General features: G+C 56.9%; 29 protein-coding genes. All 29 read left to right on the top strand.

From position 1 onward, the window contains the following. Nucleotides 1–43: 43 nt before the first annotated feature. The 29 genes from rplC to bfr all read left to right on the top strand — a co-directional run bounded on the left by rplC (nucleotide 44) and on the right by bfr (nucleotide 15,579). A complete protein-coding gene (gene rplC, locus ACQKPS_RS22960) occupies nucleotides 44–679 on the top strand; it encodes a 50S ribosomal protein L3 (RefSeq protein ID WP_027917847.1) in 636 nt (211 codons plus the stop codon). 12 nt (nucleotides 680–691) lie between these two features. Then, nucleotides 692–1,294: a 50S ribosomal protein L4 gene (gene rplD, locus ACQKPS_RS22955; RefSeq protein WP_027917846.1), complete on the top strand. Its 603-nt coding sequence runs from the start codon at nucleotides 692–694 to the stop codon at nucleotides 1,292–1,294. Then, nucleotides 1,291–1,590 (top strand): 50S ribosomal protein L23, encoded by a 300-nt coding sequence (gene rplW / locus ACQKPS_RS22950; RefSeq protein WP_003255484.1) that lies wholly within the window; start codon nucleotides 1,291–1,293, stop codon nucleotides 1,588–1,590. The genes rplD and rplW overlap by 4 nt, the downstream gene beginning before the upstream one ends. A 14-nt stretch (nucleotides 1,591–1,604) precedes the next feature. Then, nucleotides 1,605–2,429, top strand: coding sequence for a 50S ribosomal protein L2 (gene rplB, locus ACQKPS_RS22945; RefSeq protein ID WP_003255483.1), 825 nt, complete (start codon nucleotides 1,605–1,607; stop codon nucleotides 2,427–2,429). Between the two features lie 16 nt (nucleotides 2,430–2,445). Next, entirely contained in the window at nucleotides 2,446–2,721 is a 276-nt protein-coding gene (gene rpsS / locus ACQKPS_RS22940) for a 30S ribosomal protein S19 (RefSeq protein WP_003255482.1), read from the top strand. Between the two features lie 11 nt (nucleotides 2,722–2,732). Continuing rightward, nucleotides 2,733–3,065, top strand: coding sequence for a 50S ribosomal protein L22 (gene rplV / locus ACQKPS_RS22935; RefSeq protein WP_003103908.1), 333 nt, complete (start codon nucleotides 2,733–2,735; stop codon nucleotides 3,063–3,065). Nucleotides 3,066–3,078: 13 nt separating this feature from the next. Beyond that, entirely contained in the window at nucleotides 3,079–3,765 is a 687-nt protein-coding gene (gene rpsC, locus ACQKPS_RS22930) for a 30S ribosomal protein S3 (RefSeq protein WP_003255481.1), read from the top strand. A 12-nt stretch (nucleotides 3,766–3,777) separates the two neighbouring features. Beyond that, entirely contained in the window at nucleotides 3,778–4,191 is a 414-nt protein-coding gene (rplP, locus tag ACQKPS_RS22925) for a 50S ribosomal protein L16 (RefSeq protein WP_003255479.1), read from the top strand. Then, the gene (rpmC, locus tag ACQKPS_RS22920; protein ID WP_002555481.1) at nucleotides 4,191–4,382 is read left to right on the top strand and encodes a 50S ribosomal protein L29; all 192 of its coding nucleotides are present in this window, start codon (nucleotides 4,191–4,193) and stop codon (nucleotides 4,380–4,382) included. Before rplP ends, rpmC begins: the two co-directional genes overlap by 1 nt. Before the next feature lie 2 nt (nucleotides 4,383–4,384). Then, the gene (gene rpsQ / locus ACQKPS_RS22915) at nucleotides 4,385–4,651 is read left to right on the top strand and encodes a 30S ribosomal protein S17 (protein WP_008089812.1); all 267 of its coding nucleotides are present in this window, start codon (nucleotides 4,385–4,387) and stop codon (nucleotides 4,649–4,651) included. A 23-nt stretch (nucleotides 4,652–4,674) separates the two neighbouring features. Beyond that, on the top strand, nucleotides 4,675–5,043 hold the full coding sequence (gene rplN / locus ACQKPS_RS22910; protein WP_427605669.1) for a 50S ribosomal protein L14: 369 nt from the start codon (nucleotides 4,675–4,677) through the stop codon (nucleotides 5,041–5,043). Nucleotides 5,044–5,054: 11 nt separating this feature from the next. Next, nucleotides 5,055–5,369, top strand: a complete 315-nt coding sequence (gene rplX, locus ACQKPS_RS22905; RefSeq protein ID WP_016715319.1) for a 50S ribosomal protein L24 — start codon at nucleotides 5,055–5,057, stop codon at nucleotides 5,367–5,369. 20 nt (nucleotides 5,370–5,389) lie between these two features. Further along, nucleotides 5,390–5,929, top strand: coding sequence for a 50S ribosomal protein L5 (rplE, locus tag ACQKPS_RS22900; protein WP_003255474.1), 540 nt, complete (start codon nucleotides 5,390–5,392; stop codon nucleotides 5,927–5,929). Between the two features lie 13 nt (nucleotides 5,930–5,942). Then, on the top strand, nucleotides 5,943–6,248 hold the full coding sequence (gene rpsN / locus ACQKPS_RS22895; RefSeq protein WP_012316516.1) for a 30S ribosomal protein S14: 306 nt from the start codon (nucleotides 5,943–5,945) through the stop codon (nucleotides 6,246–6,248). A gap of 209 nt (nucleotides 6,249–6,457) precedes the next feature. Beyond that, the gene (gene rpsH, locus ACQKPS_RS22890; RefSeq protein ID WP_009681971.1) at nucleotides 6,458–6,850 is read left to right on the top strand and encodes a 30S ribosomal protein S8; all 393 of its coding nucleotides are present in this window, start codon (nucleotides 6,458–6,460) and stop codon (nucleotides 6,848–6,850) included. A 12-nt stretch (nucleotides 6,851–6,862) separates the two neighbouring features. Then, nucleotides 6,863–7,396, top strand: coding sequence for a 50S ribosomal protein L6 (gene rplF, locus ACQKPS_RS22885; RefSeq protein ID WP_186603319.1), 534 nt, complete (start codon nucleotides 6,863–6,865; stop codon nucleotides 7,394–7,396). A 10-nt stretch (nucleotides 7,397–7,406) separates the two neighbouring features. Further along, on the top strand, nucleotides 7,407–7,757 hold the full coding sequence (gene rplR / locus ACQKPS_RS22880; protein ID WP_003255467.1) for a 50S ribosomal protein L18: 351 nt from the start codon (nucleotides 7,407–7,409) through the stop codon (nucleotides 7,755–7,757). Between the two features lie 3 nt (nucleotides 7,758–7,760). Further along, nucleotides 7,761–8,261, top strand: coding sequence for a 30S ribosomal protein S5 (rpsE, locus tag ACQKPS_RS22875; protein ID WP_003255465.1), 501 nt, complete (start codon nucleotides 7,761–7,763; stop codon nucleotides 8,259–8,261). Nucleotides 8,262–8,263: 2 nt separating this feature from the next. Continuing rightward, a complete protein-coding gene (gene rpmD, locus ACQKPS_RS22870) occupies nucleotides 8,264–8,440 on the top strand; it encodes a 50S ribosomal protein L30 (RefSeq protein WP_003255463.1) in 177 nt (58 codons plus the stop codon). Nucleotides 8,441–8,443: 3 nt separating this feature from the next. Beyond that, entirely contained in the window at nucleotides 8,444–8,878 is a 435-nt protein-coding gene (rplO, locus tag ACQKPS_RS22865) for a 50S ribosomal protein L15 (protein WP_023382625.1), read from the top strand. Continuing rightward, entirely contained in the window at nucleotides 8,879–10,210 is a 1,332-nt protein-coding gene (gene secY, locus ACQKPS_RS22860) for a preprotein translocase subunit SecY (RefSeq protein ID WP_016393394.1), read from the top strand. Nucleotides 10,211–10,238: 28 nt separating this feature from the next. Further along, nucleotides 10,239–10,355, top strand: coding sequence for a 50S ribosomal protein L36 (gene rpmJ, locus ACQKPS_RS22855; protein ID WP_002555468.1), 117 nt, complete (start codon nucleotides 10,239–10,241; stop codon nucleotides 10,353–10,355). Between the two features lie 131 nt (nucleotides 10,356–10,486). Then, nucleotides 10,487–10,843, top strand: a complete 357-nt coding sequence (gene rpsM, locus ACQKPS_RS22850; RefSeq protein WP_003255457.1) for a 30S ribosomal protein S13 — start codon at nucleotides 10,487–10,489, stop codon at nucleotides 10,841–10,843. Between the two features lie 18 nt (nucleotides 10,844–10,861). Then, entirely contained in the window at nucleotides 10,862–11,251 is a 390-nt protein-coding gene (rpsK, locus tag ACQKPS_RS22845; RefSeq protein WP_003255454.1) for a 30S ribosomal protein S11, read from the top strand. A 15-nt stretch (nucleotides 11,252–11,266) separates the two neighbouring features. Then, nucleotides 11,267–11,887, top strand: a complete 621-nt coding sequence (gene rpsD, locus ACQKPS_RS22840) for a 30S ribosomal protein S4 (RefSeq protein WP_027917844.1) — start codon at nucleotides 11,267–11,269, stop codon at nucleotides 11,885–11,887. Nucleotides 11,888–11,909: 22 nt separating this feature from the next. Further along, entirely contained in the window at nucleotides 11,910–12,911 is a 1,002-nt protein-coding gene (locus ACQKPS_RS22835; protein ID WP_003255452.1) for a DNA-directed RNA polymerase subunit alpha, read from the top strand. Between the two features lie 42 nt (nucleotides 12,912–12,953). Then, nucleotides 12,954–13,340, top strand: a complete 387-nt coding sequence (gene rplQ / locus ACQKPS_RS22830; protein WP_003255451.1) for a 50S ribosomal protein L17 — start codon at nucleotides 12,954–12,956, stop codon at nucleotides 13,338–13,340. A 171-nt stretch (nucleotides 13,341–13,511) separates the two neighbouring features. Then, nucleotides 13,512–14,951 carry a catalase gene (locus ACQKPS_RS22825; RefSeq protein WP_427605668.1) on the top strand — a complete coding sequence of 480 codons (1,440 nt, stop codon included), beginning with the start codon at nucleotides 13,512–13,514 and terminating at the stop codon, nucleotides 14,949–14,951. A 163-nt stretch (nucleotides 14,952–15,114) separates the two neighbouring features. Continuing rightward, complete coding sequence (gene bfr, locus ACQKPS_RS22820) at nucleotides 15,115–15,579, top strand: bacterioferritin (RefSeq protein WP_016715322.1); 465 nt, start codon at nucleotides 15,115–15,117, stop codon at nucleotides 15,577–15,579. Nucleotides 15,580–15,620 lie beyond the last annotated feature (41 nt).

Raw genomic sequence — 15,620 nt, 5'->3', positions numbered from 1 at the left:
GCCATAGCGGGTGAAAGCCCCGTACACTCATGAGGTTTACAACATGACTATTGGTGTAATCGGTCGCAAGTGCGGTATGACCCGCATTTTCACCGAAGAAGGTGTCTCCATTCCGGTCACGGTCATTGAGATCGAGCCGAATCGTGTCACCCAGTTCAAAACTGAAGAAACCGATGGCTACCGTGCAGTGCAAGTCACTGTCGGCGAGCGTCGTGCTTCGCGTGTGACTGCCGCTCAGGCAGGTCACTTCGCCAAGGCCAACGTTGCCGCTGGTCGCGGTGTCTGGGAGTTCCGTCTTGAAGAAGGCGAGTTCCAGGCTGGCGACTCGATCAAAGCTGAACTCTTCACTGCAGGCCAGCTGGTTGACGTTACTGGTCAGTCCAAAGGTAAAGGCTTCGCCGGTACCATCAAGCGCTGGAACTTCCGTGGCCAGGACAACACCCACGGTAACTCCGTGTCGCACCGTGTCCCAGGTTCCATCGGCCAGTGCCAGACTCCTGGTCGTGTGTTCAAGGGCAAGAAAATGTCCGGTCACATGGGCGCCGAGCGCGTGACTGTTCAGTCCCTGGAAGTAGTTCGCGTAGACGCTGAGCGCAACCTGCTGCTCGTCAAGGGTGCCGTTCCTGGCGCTACTGGCGGCGACGTGGTTGTACGTCCAGCTGTCAAGGCTCGCGGTTAAGGGGATACTGACATGCAACTTAATGTAAATGACGCTCAGGCGATCGAAGTTTCCGAACTGGCTTTCGGTGGCGAATTCAACGAGACGCTGGTACACCAAGCAGTCGTAGCCTACATGGCTGGCGGCCGTCAGGGCACCAAGCAGCAGAAGACCCGTTCCGACGTGGCTGGTGGCGGTAAGCGCCCATGGCGTCAGAAGGGTACTGGCCGTGCTCGTGCTGGTACCACTCGTGGTCCGATCTGGCGTGGCGGTGGTGTAACCTTCGCAGCTCGTCCTCAAGATCACTCGCAGAAGCTCAACAAGAAGATGTACCGCGCAGCCCTGCGCTCCATCCTCGCTGAGCTGGTGCGTAGCGACCGTCTGGTCGTGGTTCAGGACTTCGCTGTTGAAGCGCCGAAAACCAAAGATCTGCTGAACAAGCTGAACGGCATGGGTCTGAACGACGTACTGATCGTTTCCGACGCTGTTGATCAGAACCTGTACCTGGCTGCTCGCAACCTGCCGCACGTCGACGTACGTGACGTTCAAGGTTCCGACCCGGTCAGTCTGATCGCATACGAGAAGGTGTTGATCACCGTCTCGGCCGTGAAGAAATTCGAGGAGCTGCTGGGATGAACCAGGAACGCGTATTCAAAGTCCTCCTTGGCCCGCACGTTTCCGAGAAGGCTACCGTTCTGGCTGAGAAAAAAGGCCAGTTCGTATTCAAGGTTGCTACCGATGCAACCAAGCTGGAAATCAAGAAAGCTGTCGAAGGCCTGTTCAACGTAAAAGTTGAAAACGTGTCGACTGTTAACGTTCTGGGTAAAACCAAGCGTACCGCACGTGGTCTGGGCAAGCGTAATGACTGGAAGAAGGCGATCGTCTCCCTTCAGCCAGGCCAAGATCTCGATTTCAGCAGCAGTGCTGAGTAAGGAAGGGGTGCATCATGGCAATCGTTAAATGCAAACCGACTTCCCCTGGCCGCCGTTTCGTGGTCAAGGTGGTCAACAAGGAGCTGCACAAAGGCGCTCCTCACGCACCGCTGATCGAGAAAAAATCGAAGTCTGGTGGTCGTAACAACAATGGCCGCATTACCACTCGTCACGTTGGTGGTGGTCACAAGCAGCATTACCGTCTGGTCGACTTCCGTCGCAACGACAAAGATGGCATCCCAGCCACTGTCGAGCGTATCGAATACGATCCAAACCGTACTGCTCACATCGCCCTGCTGTGCTACGCAGACGGTGAGCGTCGCTACATCATCGCCCCTAAAGGCGTGAGCGCTGGCGACCAGCTGATCGCAGGTGCCCTGGCCCCAATCAAGGCCGGTAACTCCTTGCAGCTGCGCAACATTCCAGTAGGTAGCACCATTCACGGCATCGAACTGAAGCCGGGTAAGGGTGCTCAGATCGCACGTTCCGCTGGTGCTTCGGCTCAGCTGATCGCTCGTGAAGGTGTCTACGTGACCCTGCGTCTGCGCTCTGGTGAAATGCGTAAAGTCCTGGCTGAGTGCCGTGCGACCCTGGGTGAAGTCTCGAACTCCGAGCACAGCCTGCGTTCGCTGGGTAAAGCTGGTGCCAAACGCTGGCGCGGCGTTCGCCCAACCGTTCGTGGTGTTGCCATGAACCCGGTTGACCACCCACATGGTGGTGGTGAAGGTCGTACCTCCGGTGGTCGTCATCCGGTATCGCCATGGGGCTTCCCAACCAAGGGTGCGAAGACCCGCGGTAATAAGCGTACCGACAACATGATCGTCCGTCGTCGCAAGTAACTAGAGGGATACGACAGTGCCACGTTCTCTGAAAAAAGGTCCTTTTATCGATCTTCACCTGTTGAAGAAGGTCGAAGTGGCGGTGGAGAAGAACGATCGCAAGCCAGTTAAAACCTGGTCTCGCCGTTCGATGATCCTGCCACAAATGGTCGGTCTGACCATCGCGGTTCACAACGGTCGCCAGCATGTCCCAGTTCTCGTGAACGAAGACATGGTCGGCCACAAACTGGGCGAGTTCGCCGGTACCCGCACCTATCGCGGGCACGTGGCTGACAAGAAAGCCAAGCGTTAAGGGGTAAGGAAATGGAAGTAGCCGCTAAGTTGTCGGGCGCTCGCATCTCCGCCCAGAAAGCCCGCTTGGTCGCCGACCAGATCCGCGGGAAGAAGGTGGGCGAAGCGCTCAACCTGTTGGCCTTCAGCAGCAAAAAAGCCGCTGAAATCATGAAGAAAGTCCTCGAGTCGGCCGTAGCCAACGCCGAACACAACGAAGGCGCAGACGTTGATGACCTGAAGGTCTCCACCGTCTTCGTCAACGAAGGGCGTTCGCTGAAGCGCATCATGCCACGTGCCAAAGGCCGTGCTGATCGCATCGTCAAGCGGTCTTGCCATATCACTGTCAAGGTTGCGGACAAGTAACGGAGTCGATCAGATGGGTCAGAAAGTACATCCCACTGGCATTCGCCTGGGAATCGTCAAGGAGCACACCTCCGTCTGGTACGCAGACGGTGCTACTTACGCAGATTACCTGTTGAAGGATCTGAAAACGCGTGAGTACCTCCAAGACAAACTAAAAAGCGCGTCCGTAAGCCGTATCGATATTCATCGTCCGGCTCAAACTGCACGCATCACCATCCACACCGCTCGTCCAGGTATCGTTATCGGGAAGAAAGGTGAAGATGTCGAGAAGCTGCGTCAGGACCTGACCAAGCAGATGGGTGTGCCTGTGCACATCAACATCGAAGAGATCCGCAAGCCGGAACTCGACGCTATGCTGGTTGCGCAGAGCGTAGCTCAGCAGCTGGAACGCCGCGTAATGTTCCGTCGCGCCATGAAGCGCGCCGTACAGAACGCCATGCGTATTGGTGCCAAGGGCATCAAGATCCAGGTGAGCGGTCGTCTCGGCGGTGCTGAGATTGCTCGTACCGAGTGGTATCGCGAAGGTCGTGTGCCGCTGCACACCCTGCGTGCCGATATCGACTACAACACCTACGAAGCTCACACCACTTACGGTGTGATCGGTGTGAAGGTTTGGATCTTCAAAGGCGAAGTTATTGGTGGTCGCCAAGAAGAACTGAAACCACAAGCACCAGCGCCTCGTAAAAAAGCTGCTAAGTAAGGGGTACGCCAAATGTTGCAACCAAAGCGTACAAAATTCCGCAAGCAGATGACTGGCCACAACCGTGGTCTGGCACTGCGCGGTAGCAAAGTCAGCTTCGGCGAATTCGCCCTGAAAGCTGTTGCTCGCGGTCGCCTCACCGCTCGCCAGATCGAGTCCGCACGTCGTGCGCTGACCCGTCACGTCAAGCGTGGCGGCAAGATCTGGATCCGTGTGTTCCCGGACAAGCCGATCTCCAAGAAGCCTCTCGAGGTTCGTATGGGTAAAGGTAAGGGCTCCGTGGAGTACTGGGTTGCCCAGATCCAGCCAGGCAAGGTCCTGTACGAGATCGAGGGTGTTTCTGAAGAGCTGGCGCGCGAAGCTTTCGCCCTGGCTGCTGCAAAGCTGCCTCTCGCCACCTCCTTTGTTAAGCGGACGGTGATGTGATGAAAGCGAATGAACTTCGTGAAAAATCTGCACAGCAACTGAATGAGCAACTGCTCGGCTTGCTGCGCGACCAGTTCAATCTGCGTATGCAGAAGGCAACTGGCCAGTTGGGGCAGTCGCACCTGCTCTCGCAAGTTAAGCGTGACATCGCTCGCGTGAAAACTGTGCTTAACCAGCAGGCAGGTAAGTGATCATGGCTGAAGCTGAAAAAACCGTCCGTACGCTGACTGGCCGTGTCGTCAGCGACAAAATGGACAAGACCATCACCGTTCTGATCGAGCGTCGCGTAAAGCACCCGATCTACGGTAAATACGTTAAGCGTTCGACTAAGCTGCACGCGCACGACGAATCCAACCAGTGCAAAATCGGCGACAAGGTTTCCATCCGTGAAACCCGTCCGCTGGCCAAGACCAAGTCCTGGGCACTGGTTGAAGTCCTCGAACGCGCTGTTGAAGTCTAAGGGCTAGGGGTCGGAGAAATTTTATGATTCAGACTCAATCCATGCTCGATGTGGCCGATAACAGCGGCGCTCGTCGCGTCATGTGCATCAAGGTTCTCGGCGGTTCGCACCGCCGTTACGCCGGCATCGGTGACATCATCAAAGTAACCGTCAAGGAAGCAATTCCGCGCGGTAAGGTCAAAAAAGGCCAAGTGATGACTGCTGTTGTCGTCCGTACCCGTCACGGTGTACGTCGCGCTGACGGTTCCATCATTCGTTTCGACGGCAACGCTGCTGTTCTGCTGAACACCAAGCAAGAGCCGATCGGCACTCGCATCTTCGGGCCAGTGACCCGTGAACTTCGTACTGAGAAGTTCATGAAGATCGTCTCGCTCGCCCCTGATGTGCTGTAAGGAGATCCGACATGCAAAAGATTCGTCGTGACGACGAGATCATCGTGATCGCCGGCAAAGACAAAGGTAAGCGCGGTAAGGTGCTGAAGGTTCTGGCTGATGACCGTCTGGTCGTCGGTGGTGTGAACCTGGTCAAGCGCCATACCAAGCCTAACCCGATGGCGGGCGTTCAGGGCGGTATCGTCGAAAAAGAAGCGCCTCTGCACGCTTCCAACGTTGCCATCTTCAACGGCGAAACCAACAAGGCTGACCGCGTTGGTTTCAAAGTAGAAGACGGTAAGAAAATTCGTGTCTTCAAGTCGACCCAAAAAGCGGTTGATGCTTGAACACTGCTAGGTAGAAGACCATGGCACGACTGAAAGAGATTTACCGGAACGAAATCGCTCCTAAGCTTAAGGAAGAACTTAAGCTGTCGAACGTGATGGAAGTTCCGCGCGTTACCAAGATCACCCTGAACATGGGTCTGGGCGAAGCGATCGGCGACAAGAAAGTCATCGAGCACGCTGTTGCCGACCTGGAAAAGATCACCGGTCAAAAGCCGGTCGTGACTTTCGCTCGTAAATCCATCGCGGGCTTCAAAGTCCGTGAAGGATGGCCGATCGGCGTCAAGGTGACCCTGCGTAGCGACAAGATGTACGAATTCCTGGACCGCCTGCTGGCGATCTCCCTGCCTCGGGTACGCGACTTCCGCGGCCTGAATGCCAAGTCCTTCGATGGTCGTGGCAACTACAGCATGGGCGTGAAAGAGCAGATCATCTTCCCGGAAATCGATTACGACAAGATCGATGCTCTGCGCGGTTTGGACATCACCCTGACCACCACTGCTCGTTCGGATGACGAAGGCCGCGCTCTGCTGCGTGCATTCAAATTCCCGTTCCGCAACTGATTGGAGTAGGAAAATGGCCAAGAAGAGCATGAAGAACCGCGAGCTGAAGCGTCAGCTCACGGTAGCCAAGTTCGCCAAAAAGCGTGCTGAGCTGAAAGCGACCATCGTCAACCTGAACGCCTCTCCAGAAGAGCGTTTCGCTGCCGTTGTCGCTCTGCAGAAGCAGCCACGTGATGCCAGCGCTGCGCGTCTGCGCAACCGTTGCCGCCTGACTGGTCGTCCTCACGGTGTATACCGTAAGTTCGGCCTGGGCCGTAACATGCTGCGTCAAGCTGCAATGCGCGGCGACGTACCAGGTCTGGTCAAGGCCTCCTGGTAATCGCTATAGGTGTGATCCCGATGGAAGGGGAGCAATCTTCCGACCATCGGTGACCTCGCCAACAAACAAGCCCCCTCGTGGGGCTTGTTTCGTTTCTGCCTTATGTCTAGAATGACCGGCTCACCTGAGCCTGGGTTTTTTACCCTGCCCGCTCGGGTGGTTGTGATAGCCGCAAGGCTAATATTTCTTGTATCAGGAGCATCTAGCCCATGAGTATGCAGGACCCGTTAGCGGACATGCTAACTCGCATCCGTAATGCCCAGATGGCTGAAAAGTCCGTCGTAAGCATGCCTTCCTCCACCCTGAAGGTCGCGGTTGCCAAAGTTCTGAAGGACGAAGGTTACATCGCTGGCTACCAGGTTACTGGTGAAGCCAAGCCTTCCCTGTCGATCGAACTGAAGTACTTCGAAGGCCGTCCGGTCATCGAGGAACTGAAGCGCTCCAGCCGTCCAGGCCTGCGCCAGTACAAGTCCGTCGCTGAGCTGCCGAAAGTACGTGGCGGCCTGGGCGTGTCTATTGTCTCCACCAACAAAGGTGTGATGACTGATCGCGCTGCGCGCGCTGCCGGTGTCGGCGGCGAAGTTCTCTGCACAGTGTTCTAAGGGGGGATAGACATGTCTCGCGTCGCTAAGAACCCCGTTAAGCTGCCAGCAGGCGTCGAAGTCAAATTCGCCGGCCAGCAGCTTTCGGTGAAGGGTGCCAAAGGCACTCTCGAACTGAACGTTCACTCGTCTGTTGAAGTTACCGAAGAGTCTGGTGAGCTGCGTTTCGTCGCTCGCAATGGTGACCAGCAAGCTCGCGCCATGGCCGGTACTACCCGCGCTCTGGTCAACAACATGGTCCAAGGCGTAAGCCAAGGCTTCGAGCGCAAGCTCCAGCTGGTCGGTGTTGGTTACAAGGCACAGGCCAAAGGCACCGTCCTGAACCTGGCCCTGGGCTTCTCTCACCCAGTGGACTACGAACTGCCAGCCGGCATCACCGCTGAAACTCCTAGCCAGACCGACATCCTGATCAAGGGTATCGACAAGCAGCTGGTAGGTCAGGTGGCCGCTGAAATCCGCGGGTTCCGTCCGCCAGAGCCTTACAAAGGCAAGGGTGTGCGTTACGCGGACGAAGCAGTCCGTCGTAAAGAAGCCAAGAAGAAGTAGGGCCTAGCAAATGACCGACAAAAAAGTTATTCGACTGCGTCGCGCTCGCAAAGCACGTCTCAAGATGCACGAACTCGAAGTCGTGCGCCTGTGCGTGTTCCGCTCCTCGCAGCACATCTACGCCCAGGTCATTTCGGCCGACGGCAGCAAGGTTCTGGCAAGCGCCTCGACCTTGGACAAAGACCTGCGTGATGGCGCCACTGGCAACATCGACGCGGCCACTAAGGTTGGCAAGCTGGTAGCTGAGCGCGCGAAAGCCGCCGGTGTATCTCAAGTTGCCTTTGACCGTTCCGGCTTCAAGTACCACGGCCGCGTCAAAGCGCTGGCTGATGCTGCTCGTGAAGGCGGGCTGGAGTTCTAAGTTATGGCAAATAACGATCAAAAGCGCGACGAAGGCTACATCGAGAAGCTGGTTCAAGTTAACCGCGTAGCTAAAACCGTAAAAGGCGGCCGTATCTTCACCTTCACCGCGCTGACCGTGGTGGGTGATGGCAAGGGTCGCGTTGGTTTCGGCCGTGGCAAATCGCGCGAAGTACCTGCTGCGATCCAGAAAGCCATGGAAGCTGCACGTCGCAACATGATCCAGGTTGACCTGAAGGGCACCACCCTGCAGTACGCCACCAAGGCTGCCCACGGCGCCTCGAAGGTTTACATGCAGCCTGCTTCGGAAGGTACCGGTATCATCGCCGGCGGTGCAATGCGTGCCGTCCTGGAAGTTGCTGGTGTTCAGAACGTCCTGGCCAAGTGCTACGGTTCGACCAACCCAGTGAACGTGGTTTACGCCACCTTCAAGGGTCTGAAAGCCATGCAATCTCCTGAGTCCATTGCTGCCAAGCGCGGCAAGAGCGTTGAGGAGATCTTCTAATCATGGCAACCGTAAAAGTAACGCTGATCAAGAGCGTCTCGGGCCGCCTGCCTAACCACAAACTGTGCGTTAAGGGTCTGGGTCTGCGTCGCATCGGTCACACTGTAGAAGTCCAGGATACTCCCGAGAACCGCGGGATGATCAACAAGGCTTACTACATGCTGAAGGTCGAGGGTTAATCGATGAAACTCAATGATCTGAGTCCAGCGCCGGGTTCCCGTCGCGAGAAGCATCGTCCAGGTCGTGGTATCGGTAGCGGTCTGGGTAAGACCGGCGGCCGTGGCCACAAGGGTCAGACCTCCCGTTCCGGTGGTTCGATCGCTCCTGGCTTCGAAGGCGGTCAACAGCCGCTGCACCGTCGTCTGCCGAAATTCGGCTTCGTTTCCCTGAAAGCCATGGACCGCGCTGAAGTGCGTCTGTCCGAACTGGCCAAGGTGGAAGGCGACGTGGTTTCCGTACAGTCCCTGAAGGACGCCAACGTGATTGGCCAGAACGTACAGCGTGTGAAAATCATGCTGTCTGGCGAAGTCACTCGCGCAGTCACCATCAAGGGCATCGCAGCCACCAAGGGTGCGCGTGCGGCTATCGAAGCAGCTGGCGGCAAATTCGAGGAATAAATGGCTAAGCAAGGTGCTCTCTCTTCGCTCGGTAAGGGCGGGATGTCGGAACTCTGGGCTCGTCTGCGCTTTCTGTTCATGGCGATCATCGTCTATCGGATAGGTGCGCATATCCCGGTTCCTGGCATCAATCCAGACCGTCTGGCGGATCTGTTTCGGCAGAATGAGGGGACCATTCTTAGCTTGTTCAACATGTTTTCCGGTGGCGCGCTTGAGCGCATGAGCATCTTTGCACTGGGGATCATGCCGTACATCTCGGCATCGATCATCATGCAGCTGATGACGGCGGTCAGCCCGCAACTGGAGCAGTTGAAGAAGGAAGGTGAAGCTGGCCGTCGCAAGATCAGCCAGTACACCCGCTACGGCACCGTTATCCTGGCACTGGTTCAAGCCATTGGCATGTCCATTGGCCTGGCCAACCAGGGCGTGGCGTTTTCTGTAGGGCTCGGCTTCTATGTCGTTGCTGTCTCCACCTTCGTGGCAGGCGCGATGTTCATGATGTGGCTGGGTGAGCAGATCACCGAGCGCGGTGTGGGTAACGGTATCTCGATGTTGATCTTCGCAGGTATCGTTGCCGGTCTTCCGAGAGCAATCGGGCAGTCTTTCGAGTCTGCACGCACAGGCGATATCAACATTTTCGCCCTGGTCGCAATCGGTTTGCTTGCAGTAGCGATCATCGGTTTCGTGGTGTTCATTGAGCGTGGTCAGCGTCGTATCGCCGTTCACTACGCCAAGCGTCAGCAGGGCCGCAAGGTCTTTGCCGCGCAGACCAGCCACTTGCCGCTGAAGGTGAACATGGCAGGGGTTATCCCAGCCATTTTCGCGAGCAGCATTCTGCTGTTCCCGGCTTCGCTGGGTGCCTGGTTCGGTCAGTCCGAAGGTATGGGCTGGCTGCAGGACATCTCGCAGTCGATCGCTCCTGGTCAGCCGTTGAACATTCTGCTGTTTAGTGCGGGGATCATTTTCTTCTGCTTCTTCTACACAGCGTTGATGTTCAACCCGAAAGACGTAGCGGAAAACCTGAAGAAGTCCGGTGCCTTTATTCCGGGTATCCGTCCTGGTGAGCAGTCCGCACGCTACATTGATGGCGTTCTGACTCGTCTGACCATGTTCGGTGCTCTTTACATGATGGCCGTCTGCCTTCTGCCCCAGTTCCTGGTGGTGGCAGCAAATGTGCCGTTCTACCTTGGCGGGACCTCGTTGCTGATTGTGGTAGTGGTTGTGATGGACTTCATGTCCCAAGTACAATCGCACCTCGTTTCGCACCAGTACGAATCCCTGATGAAGAAAGCCAACCTGAAAGGCTACGGTGGCAGCGGTCTGCTGCGCTGATACGCCCCTAAGGTTCGAGGAGTCGGTAATGAAAGTTCGTGCATCGGTGAAAAAGCTGTGCCGCAACTGCAAGATCATCCGTCGCGAAGGCGTCGTACGAGTGATCTGCAGCGCGGAACCGCGTCACAAACAGCGCCAAGGCTGAGTGTGATCTGCGCTTCAAACCCAGCAGCTAGTGTGCTGCTGGGTTGATTATTCGTTTCTACAGCGATATTATCTCGCGCCCTATTTCTTGGCTTCCGGGGCGTAGGTAGCTGTCAATTGGAGTCCCACTGAATGGCCCGTATTGCAGGCGTCAACATTCCAGATAACAAGCATACTGTTATCTCGCTGACCTACATCTATGGTGTCGGTCGCACAACTGCACAGAAGATCTGTGCAGACGCTGGTGTCAACCCAGCCGCAAAGATCAAGGATCTGAGCGACGAGCAAATCGAAACCCTGCGTGGCGAAGTCGCGAAGTTCACCACCGAAGGTGACCTGCGTCGTGACATCAACATGAAGATCAAGCGCTTGATGGACCTGGGTTGCTACCGCGGCCTGCGTCATCGTAAAGGTCTGCCGGTTCGCGGTCAGCGCACCAAGACCAACGCACGCACCCGTAAGGGCCCGCGTAAGCCGATCCGCAAGTAATCGCCCAGGAATATAGACATGGCAAAACCTGCTGCTCGTCCTCGTAAAAAAGTCAAAAAGACAGTGGTTGATGGCATCGCCCACATCCATGCGTCTTTCAACAACACCATCGTGACCATCACCGACCGTCAGGGCAACGCACTGTCCTGGGCTACTTCCGGTGGTTCGGGTTTCCGTGGTTCGCGCAAATCCACCCCGTTCGCAGCCCAGATCGCTGCTGAGCGTGCTGGTCAAGCTGCGCTGGAATATGGTCTGAAGAACCTCGACGTCAACGTCAAGGGCCCAGGTCCAGGTCGTGAATCCGCCGTTCGTGCATTGAACAGCTGCGGCTACAAGATCGCCAGCATCACCGACGTGACGCCTATCCCGCACAACGGGTGCCGTCCGCCGAAGAAGCGTCGCGTGTAATCAGGAGACAGAAGAATGGCACGTTACATTGGTCCAAAATGCAAACTGTCTCGTCGTGAAGGCACCGACCTGTTCCTGAAGAGCGGCGTTCGCGCTCTGGAATCGAAGTGCAACATCGAAGCAGCCCCAGGTATCCACGGCCAGCGCCGTGGCCGTCAGTCCGACTACGGTACCCAGCTGCGCGAGAAGCAAAAAGTCCGTCGTATCTACGGTGTTCTGGAGCGTCAGTTCCGCGGTTACTACCAGGCTGCTGCCTCGAAAAAAGGCGCAACCGGTGAGAACCTGCTGCAACTGCTCGAGTGCCGTCTGGATAACGTCGTTTACCGTATGGGCTTCGGTTCGACTCGTTCCGAATCCCGTCAGCTGGTTTCGCACAAAGCGATCAGCGTCAACGGTAAGACTGTAAACATTCCATCCTACCAAGTTCGTCCGGGTGACGTGGTCGCGGTTCGCGAGAAGTCGCTGAACCAGCTGCGCATTGTTCAAGCCCTTGAACTGTGTGCCCAGCGTGGCCGCGTTGAGTGGGTAGACGTAGATTCTGCTAAGAAGTCGGGCGTTTTCAAGAACGTTCCTGCTCGTGGCGATCTGTCTGCCGACATCAACGAAAACCTGATTGTCGAGCTCTACTCCAAGTAAGGGCTAGAAAATAGGTGCATCCATGCAGATTTCGGTAAATGAGTTCCTGACTCCCCGCCATATTGATGTGCAGGTAGTCAGTCCGACCCGCGCCAAGATTACGCTCGAGCCTCTCGAGCGTGGTTTCGGCCATACCCTGGGCAACGCGCTGCGCCGCATCCTGTTGTCCTCCATGCCTGGCTGTGCAGTAGTCGAGGCCGAGATCGATGGCGTACTCCACGAGTACTCCGCGATCGAAGGTGTTCAGGAAGACGTCATTGAAATCCTGTTGAACCTGAAAGGCCTGGCTATCAAACTGCACGGTCGTGACGAAGTTACGCTGACCTTGTCGAAAAAGGGTTCGGGGGTGGTTACCGCTGCCGATATTCAGCTGGATCACGATGTCGAGATCGTCAACCCCGATCACGTAATCGCGAACCTGGCGTCCAACGGCGCCCTGAACATGAAGCTCACCGTAGCTCGTGGTCGCGGTTACGAGCCGGCTGACTCCCGTCAAACCGACGAAGACGAAAGCCGTAGCATTGGCCGTCTGCAGCTGGACGCTTCGTTCAGCCCGGTGCGTCGTATCGCCTATGTGGTCGAAAACGCCCGTGTTGAACAGCGTACCAACCTGGACAAGCTGGTCATTGATCTGGAAACCAACGGCACCCTGGATCCTGAAGAGGCTATCCGCCGCGCTGCGACCATCCTGCAACAGCAGTTGGCCGCGTTCGTCGACCTCAAAGGTGACAGCGAGCCTGTCGTAGTCGAGCAGGAAGACGAGATCGATCCGATCCTGCTGCGCCCGGTTGACGACCTGGAACTGACTGTACGTTCGGCCAACTGCCTCAAGGCGGAGAACATCTACTACATCGGCGACCTGATTCAGCGTACCGAAGTAGAGCTGTTGAAGACTCCTAACCTGGGCAAGAAGTCCCTGACTGAAATCAAGGACGTTCTGGCCTCTCGTGGTCTGTCTCTCGGCATGCGCCTCGACAACTGGCCGCCTGCAAGTCTTAAGAAAGACGACAAGGCGACCGCCTGATCGTCGTAATCACCGAACGTAGTGTTTGGTAAGGAATGAATCATGCGTCATCGTAAAAGTGGACGTCACCTGAGCCGTACCAGCTCTCACCGCAAGGCTATGTTCCAGAACATGGCAGTGTCGCTGATCGAGCACGAGCTGATCAAAACCACCCTGCCGAAAGCCAAGGAACTGCGCCGCGTTGCCGAGCCGCTGATCACCCTGGCCAAGGAAGACAGCGTTGCTAACCGTCGTCTGGCCTTCGACCGTACCCGTTCGAAGTCCGCTGTTGGCAAACTGTTCAACGACCTGGGCAAGCGTTACGCCACCCGTCAGGGCGGCTACCTGCGCATCCTGAAGTGCGGTTTCCGCGCTGGCGACAACGCGCCTATGGCGTACGTCGAGCTGGTTGATCGTCCGGTCGGCGGTGCTGTAGAAGCTGCTGAGTAAGACGTTCTGTCTGCTACAAAGAACCGGGCCTAGTGCCCGGTTTTTTGTAGCTGTAGGTATTGTTTATTTCTATTGATACAAGTCATGTAATGAATTTGTTCTGAAGCTACCGCTCATCGATACTCCTTCTCAAGCCGGTAGCCGGCATATGAAGACCGATTAGGAGAGCCCATGAGCAAGATTCTCACCACCGCCAGCGGTGCACCTGTAGCCGACAACCAGAATTCCCGCTCCGCAGGCCCACGCGGCCCGCTGCTGCTCGACGACTTCCACCTGATCGAGAAGCTCGCTCACTTCAACCGTGAGAACATCCCTGAGCGCCGTGTGCACGCCAAAGGCTCGGGTGCCTACGGTACCTTCACCGTCACCCGCGATATCACCTCGTACACCAGTGCCAAGCTGTTCGAACAGATTGGCAAGCAGACCGAGACCTTCCTGCGCTTCTCGACGGTCGGCGGCGAGCGTGGCTCGGCGGATACTGAGCGTGACCCACGTGGCTTTGCGGTCAAGTTCTACACCGAGGAAGGCAACTGGGACATCGTTGGCAACAATACCCCGGTGTTCTTCATCCGCGACCCGCTCAAGTTCCCGGACTTTATCCACACCCAGAAGCGCCACCCACAAACCAACCTGAAGAACGCCCAGATGATGTGGGACTTCTGGTCGCACTCGCCCGAGGCGCTGCACCAGGTCACCATCCTGTTCTCCGACCGCGGTATCCCGGACGGTTACCGGCACATGCACGGCTTCGGCAGCCACACCTACAGTCTGATCAATGCCCAAGGCGAGCGCACCTGGGTCAAATGGCACTTCAAAACCCAGCAAGGCATCAAGAACCTGGCTCCGGCCGACGCAGCTCGCCTGGCCGGTACTGACCCGGACTACGCCCAGCGTGACCTGTTCGAGGCCATCGAGCGTGGCGATTTCCCGCGCTGGACCGTATGCATTCAGGTGATGAGCGAGGCCGAGGCGGCAAGCCGTGACGAGAACCCGTTCGACGTGACCAAGACCTGGTCGCAGAAGGACTACCCATTGATCGAAGTCGGTGTGCTGGAGCTCAACCGCAACCCGCTCAATTACTTCGCCGAAGTGGAACAGGCAACATTCGGCCCGAGCAACATGGTCCCGGGTGTCGGCCTGTCGCCTGACCGCATGCTGCAGGGCCGCGTATTCGCTTACGCCGACGCACACCGCTACCGTGTGGGCACCAACCACCAGCAGTTGCCGGTGAACGCCCCGCGCAGCCCGGTGAACAGCTACCAGCGTGATGGCTCGATGGCCATGGGCAGCTACGGCAGCGCGCCGAACTATGAGCCCAACAGCTACGCCTATGCGCCGAAGCAGTCGCCACGCCACGCCGAACCTGCACTGGCCCTCAGCGGCGCGGCGGATCGCCACGACCACCGCGAAGACCAGGATTACTACAGCCACGCCGGTGCGCTGTTCCGCCTGATGAGCGACGAGCAGAAGGCACTGCTGATCAGCAACATCGCAGGCACCATGGCGGGTGTCAGCGAAGACGTGATCCAGCGCCAGTTGCAGTACTTCTACAAGGCTGACCCGGCGTACGGCGAAGGCATCGCCAAGGCACTGGGCGTGAATCTCGCCTAAGTCGAAGTGATAAGAAGAACCGCCCTCATTTGGGCGGTTTTTCAATGAATATCACTACTGTTTAACCGATTTTTTGCATCTAATTGCGCGTTTTTCAGTGACCGCGCGCAAAAGCTGGTTCACACTATGTGCATTAGTCGTTTTCACAGGGAGAATCAGGGCGATGCAAGGTCACCCGGACGTTATCAACTACCTCGTCACGTTGCTGAAGGGCGAACTGGCGGCTCGCGACCAGTACTTCATCCACTCGCGCATGTACGAAGACTGGGGCCTGACCAAGCTCTACGAGCGTATCAACCACGAGATGGAAGAAGAGACGCAGCACGCTGATGCCCTGATGCGCCGTATTCTCATGCTCGAAGGCACTCCCGACATGCGCGCGGACGACCTCGAAGTGGGCAGCACCGTGCCGGAAATGATCGAGGCCGACCTCAAGCTCGAGTACAAGGTGCGTGGCGCGCTGTGCAAAGGCATCGAATTGTGCGAACTGCACAAGGACTACATCAGCCGCGACATTCTGCGCGCGCAACTGGCTGACACCGAAGAAGATCACACCTACTGGCTGGAGAAGCAGCAGGGCCTGATCAAGGCCATCGGCCTGGAGAACTACCTGCAGTCGCAGATGTAAGTTATCCACAGCTTCACGAAAAAGCCCCTGGCATTCACGGT

This window comes from Pseudomonas sp. NPDC086566 (assembly GCF_050280885.1).
GTDB lineage: Bacteria > Pseudomonadota > Gammaproteobacteria > Pseudomonadales > Pseudomonadaceae > Aquipseudomonas > Aquipseudomonas vlassakiae.
The sequence above is the reverse complement of the archived record's forward strand: the minus strand, read 5'-3'. Positions and strand labels throughout refer to the sequence as shown.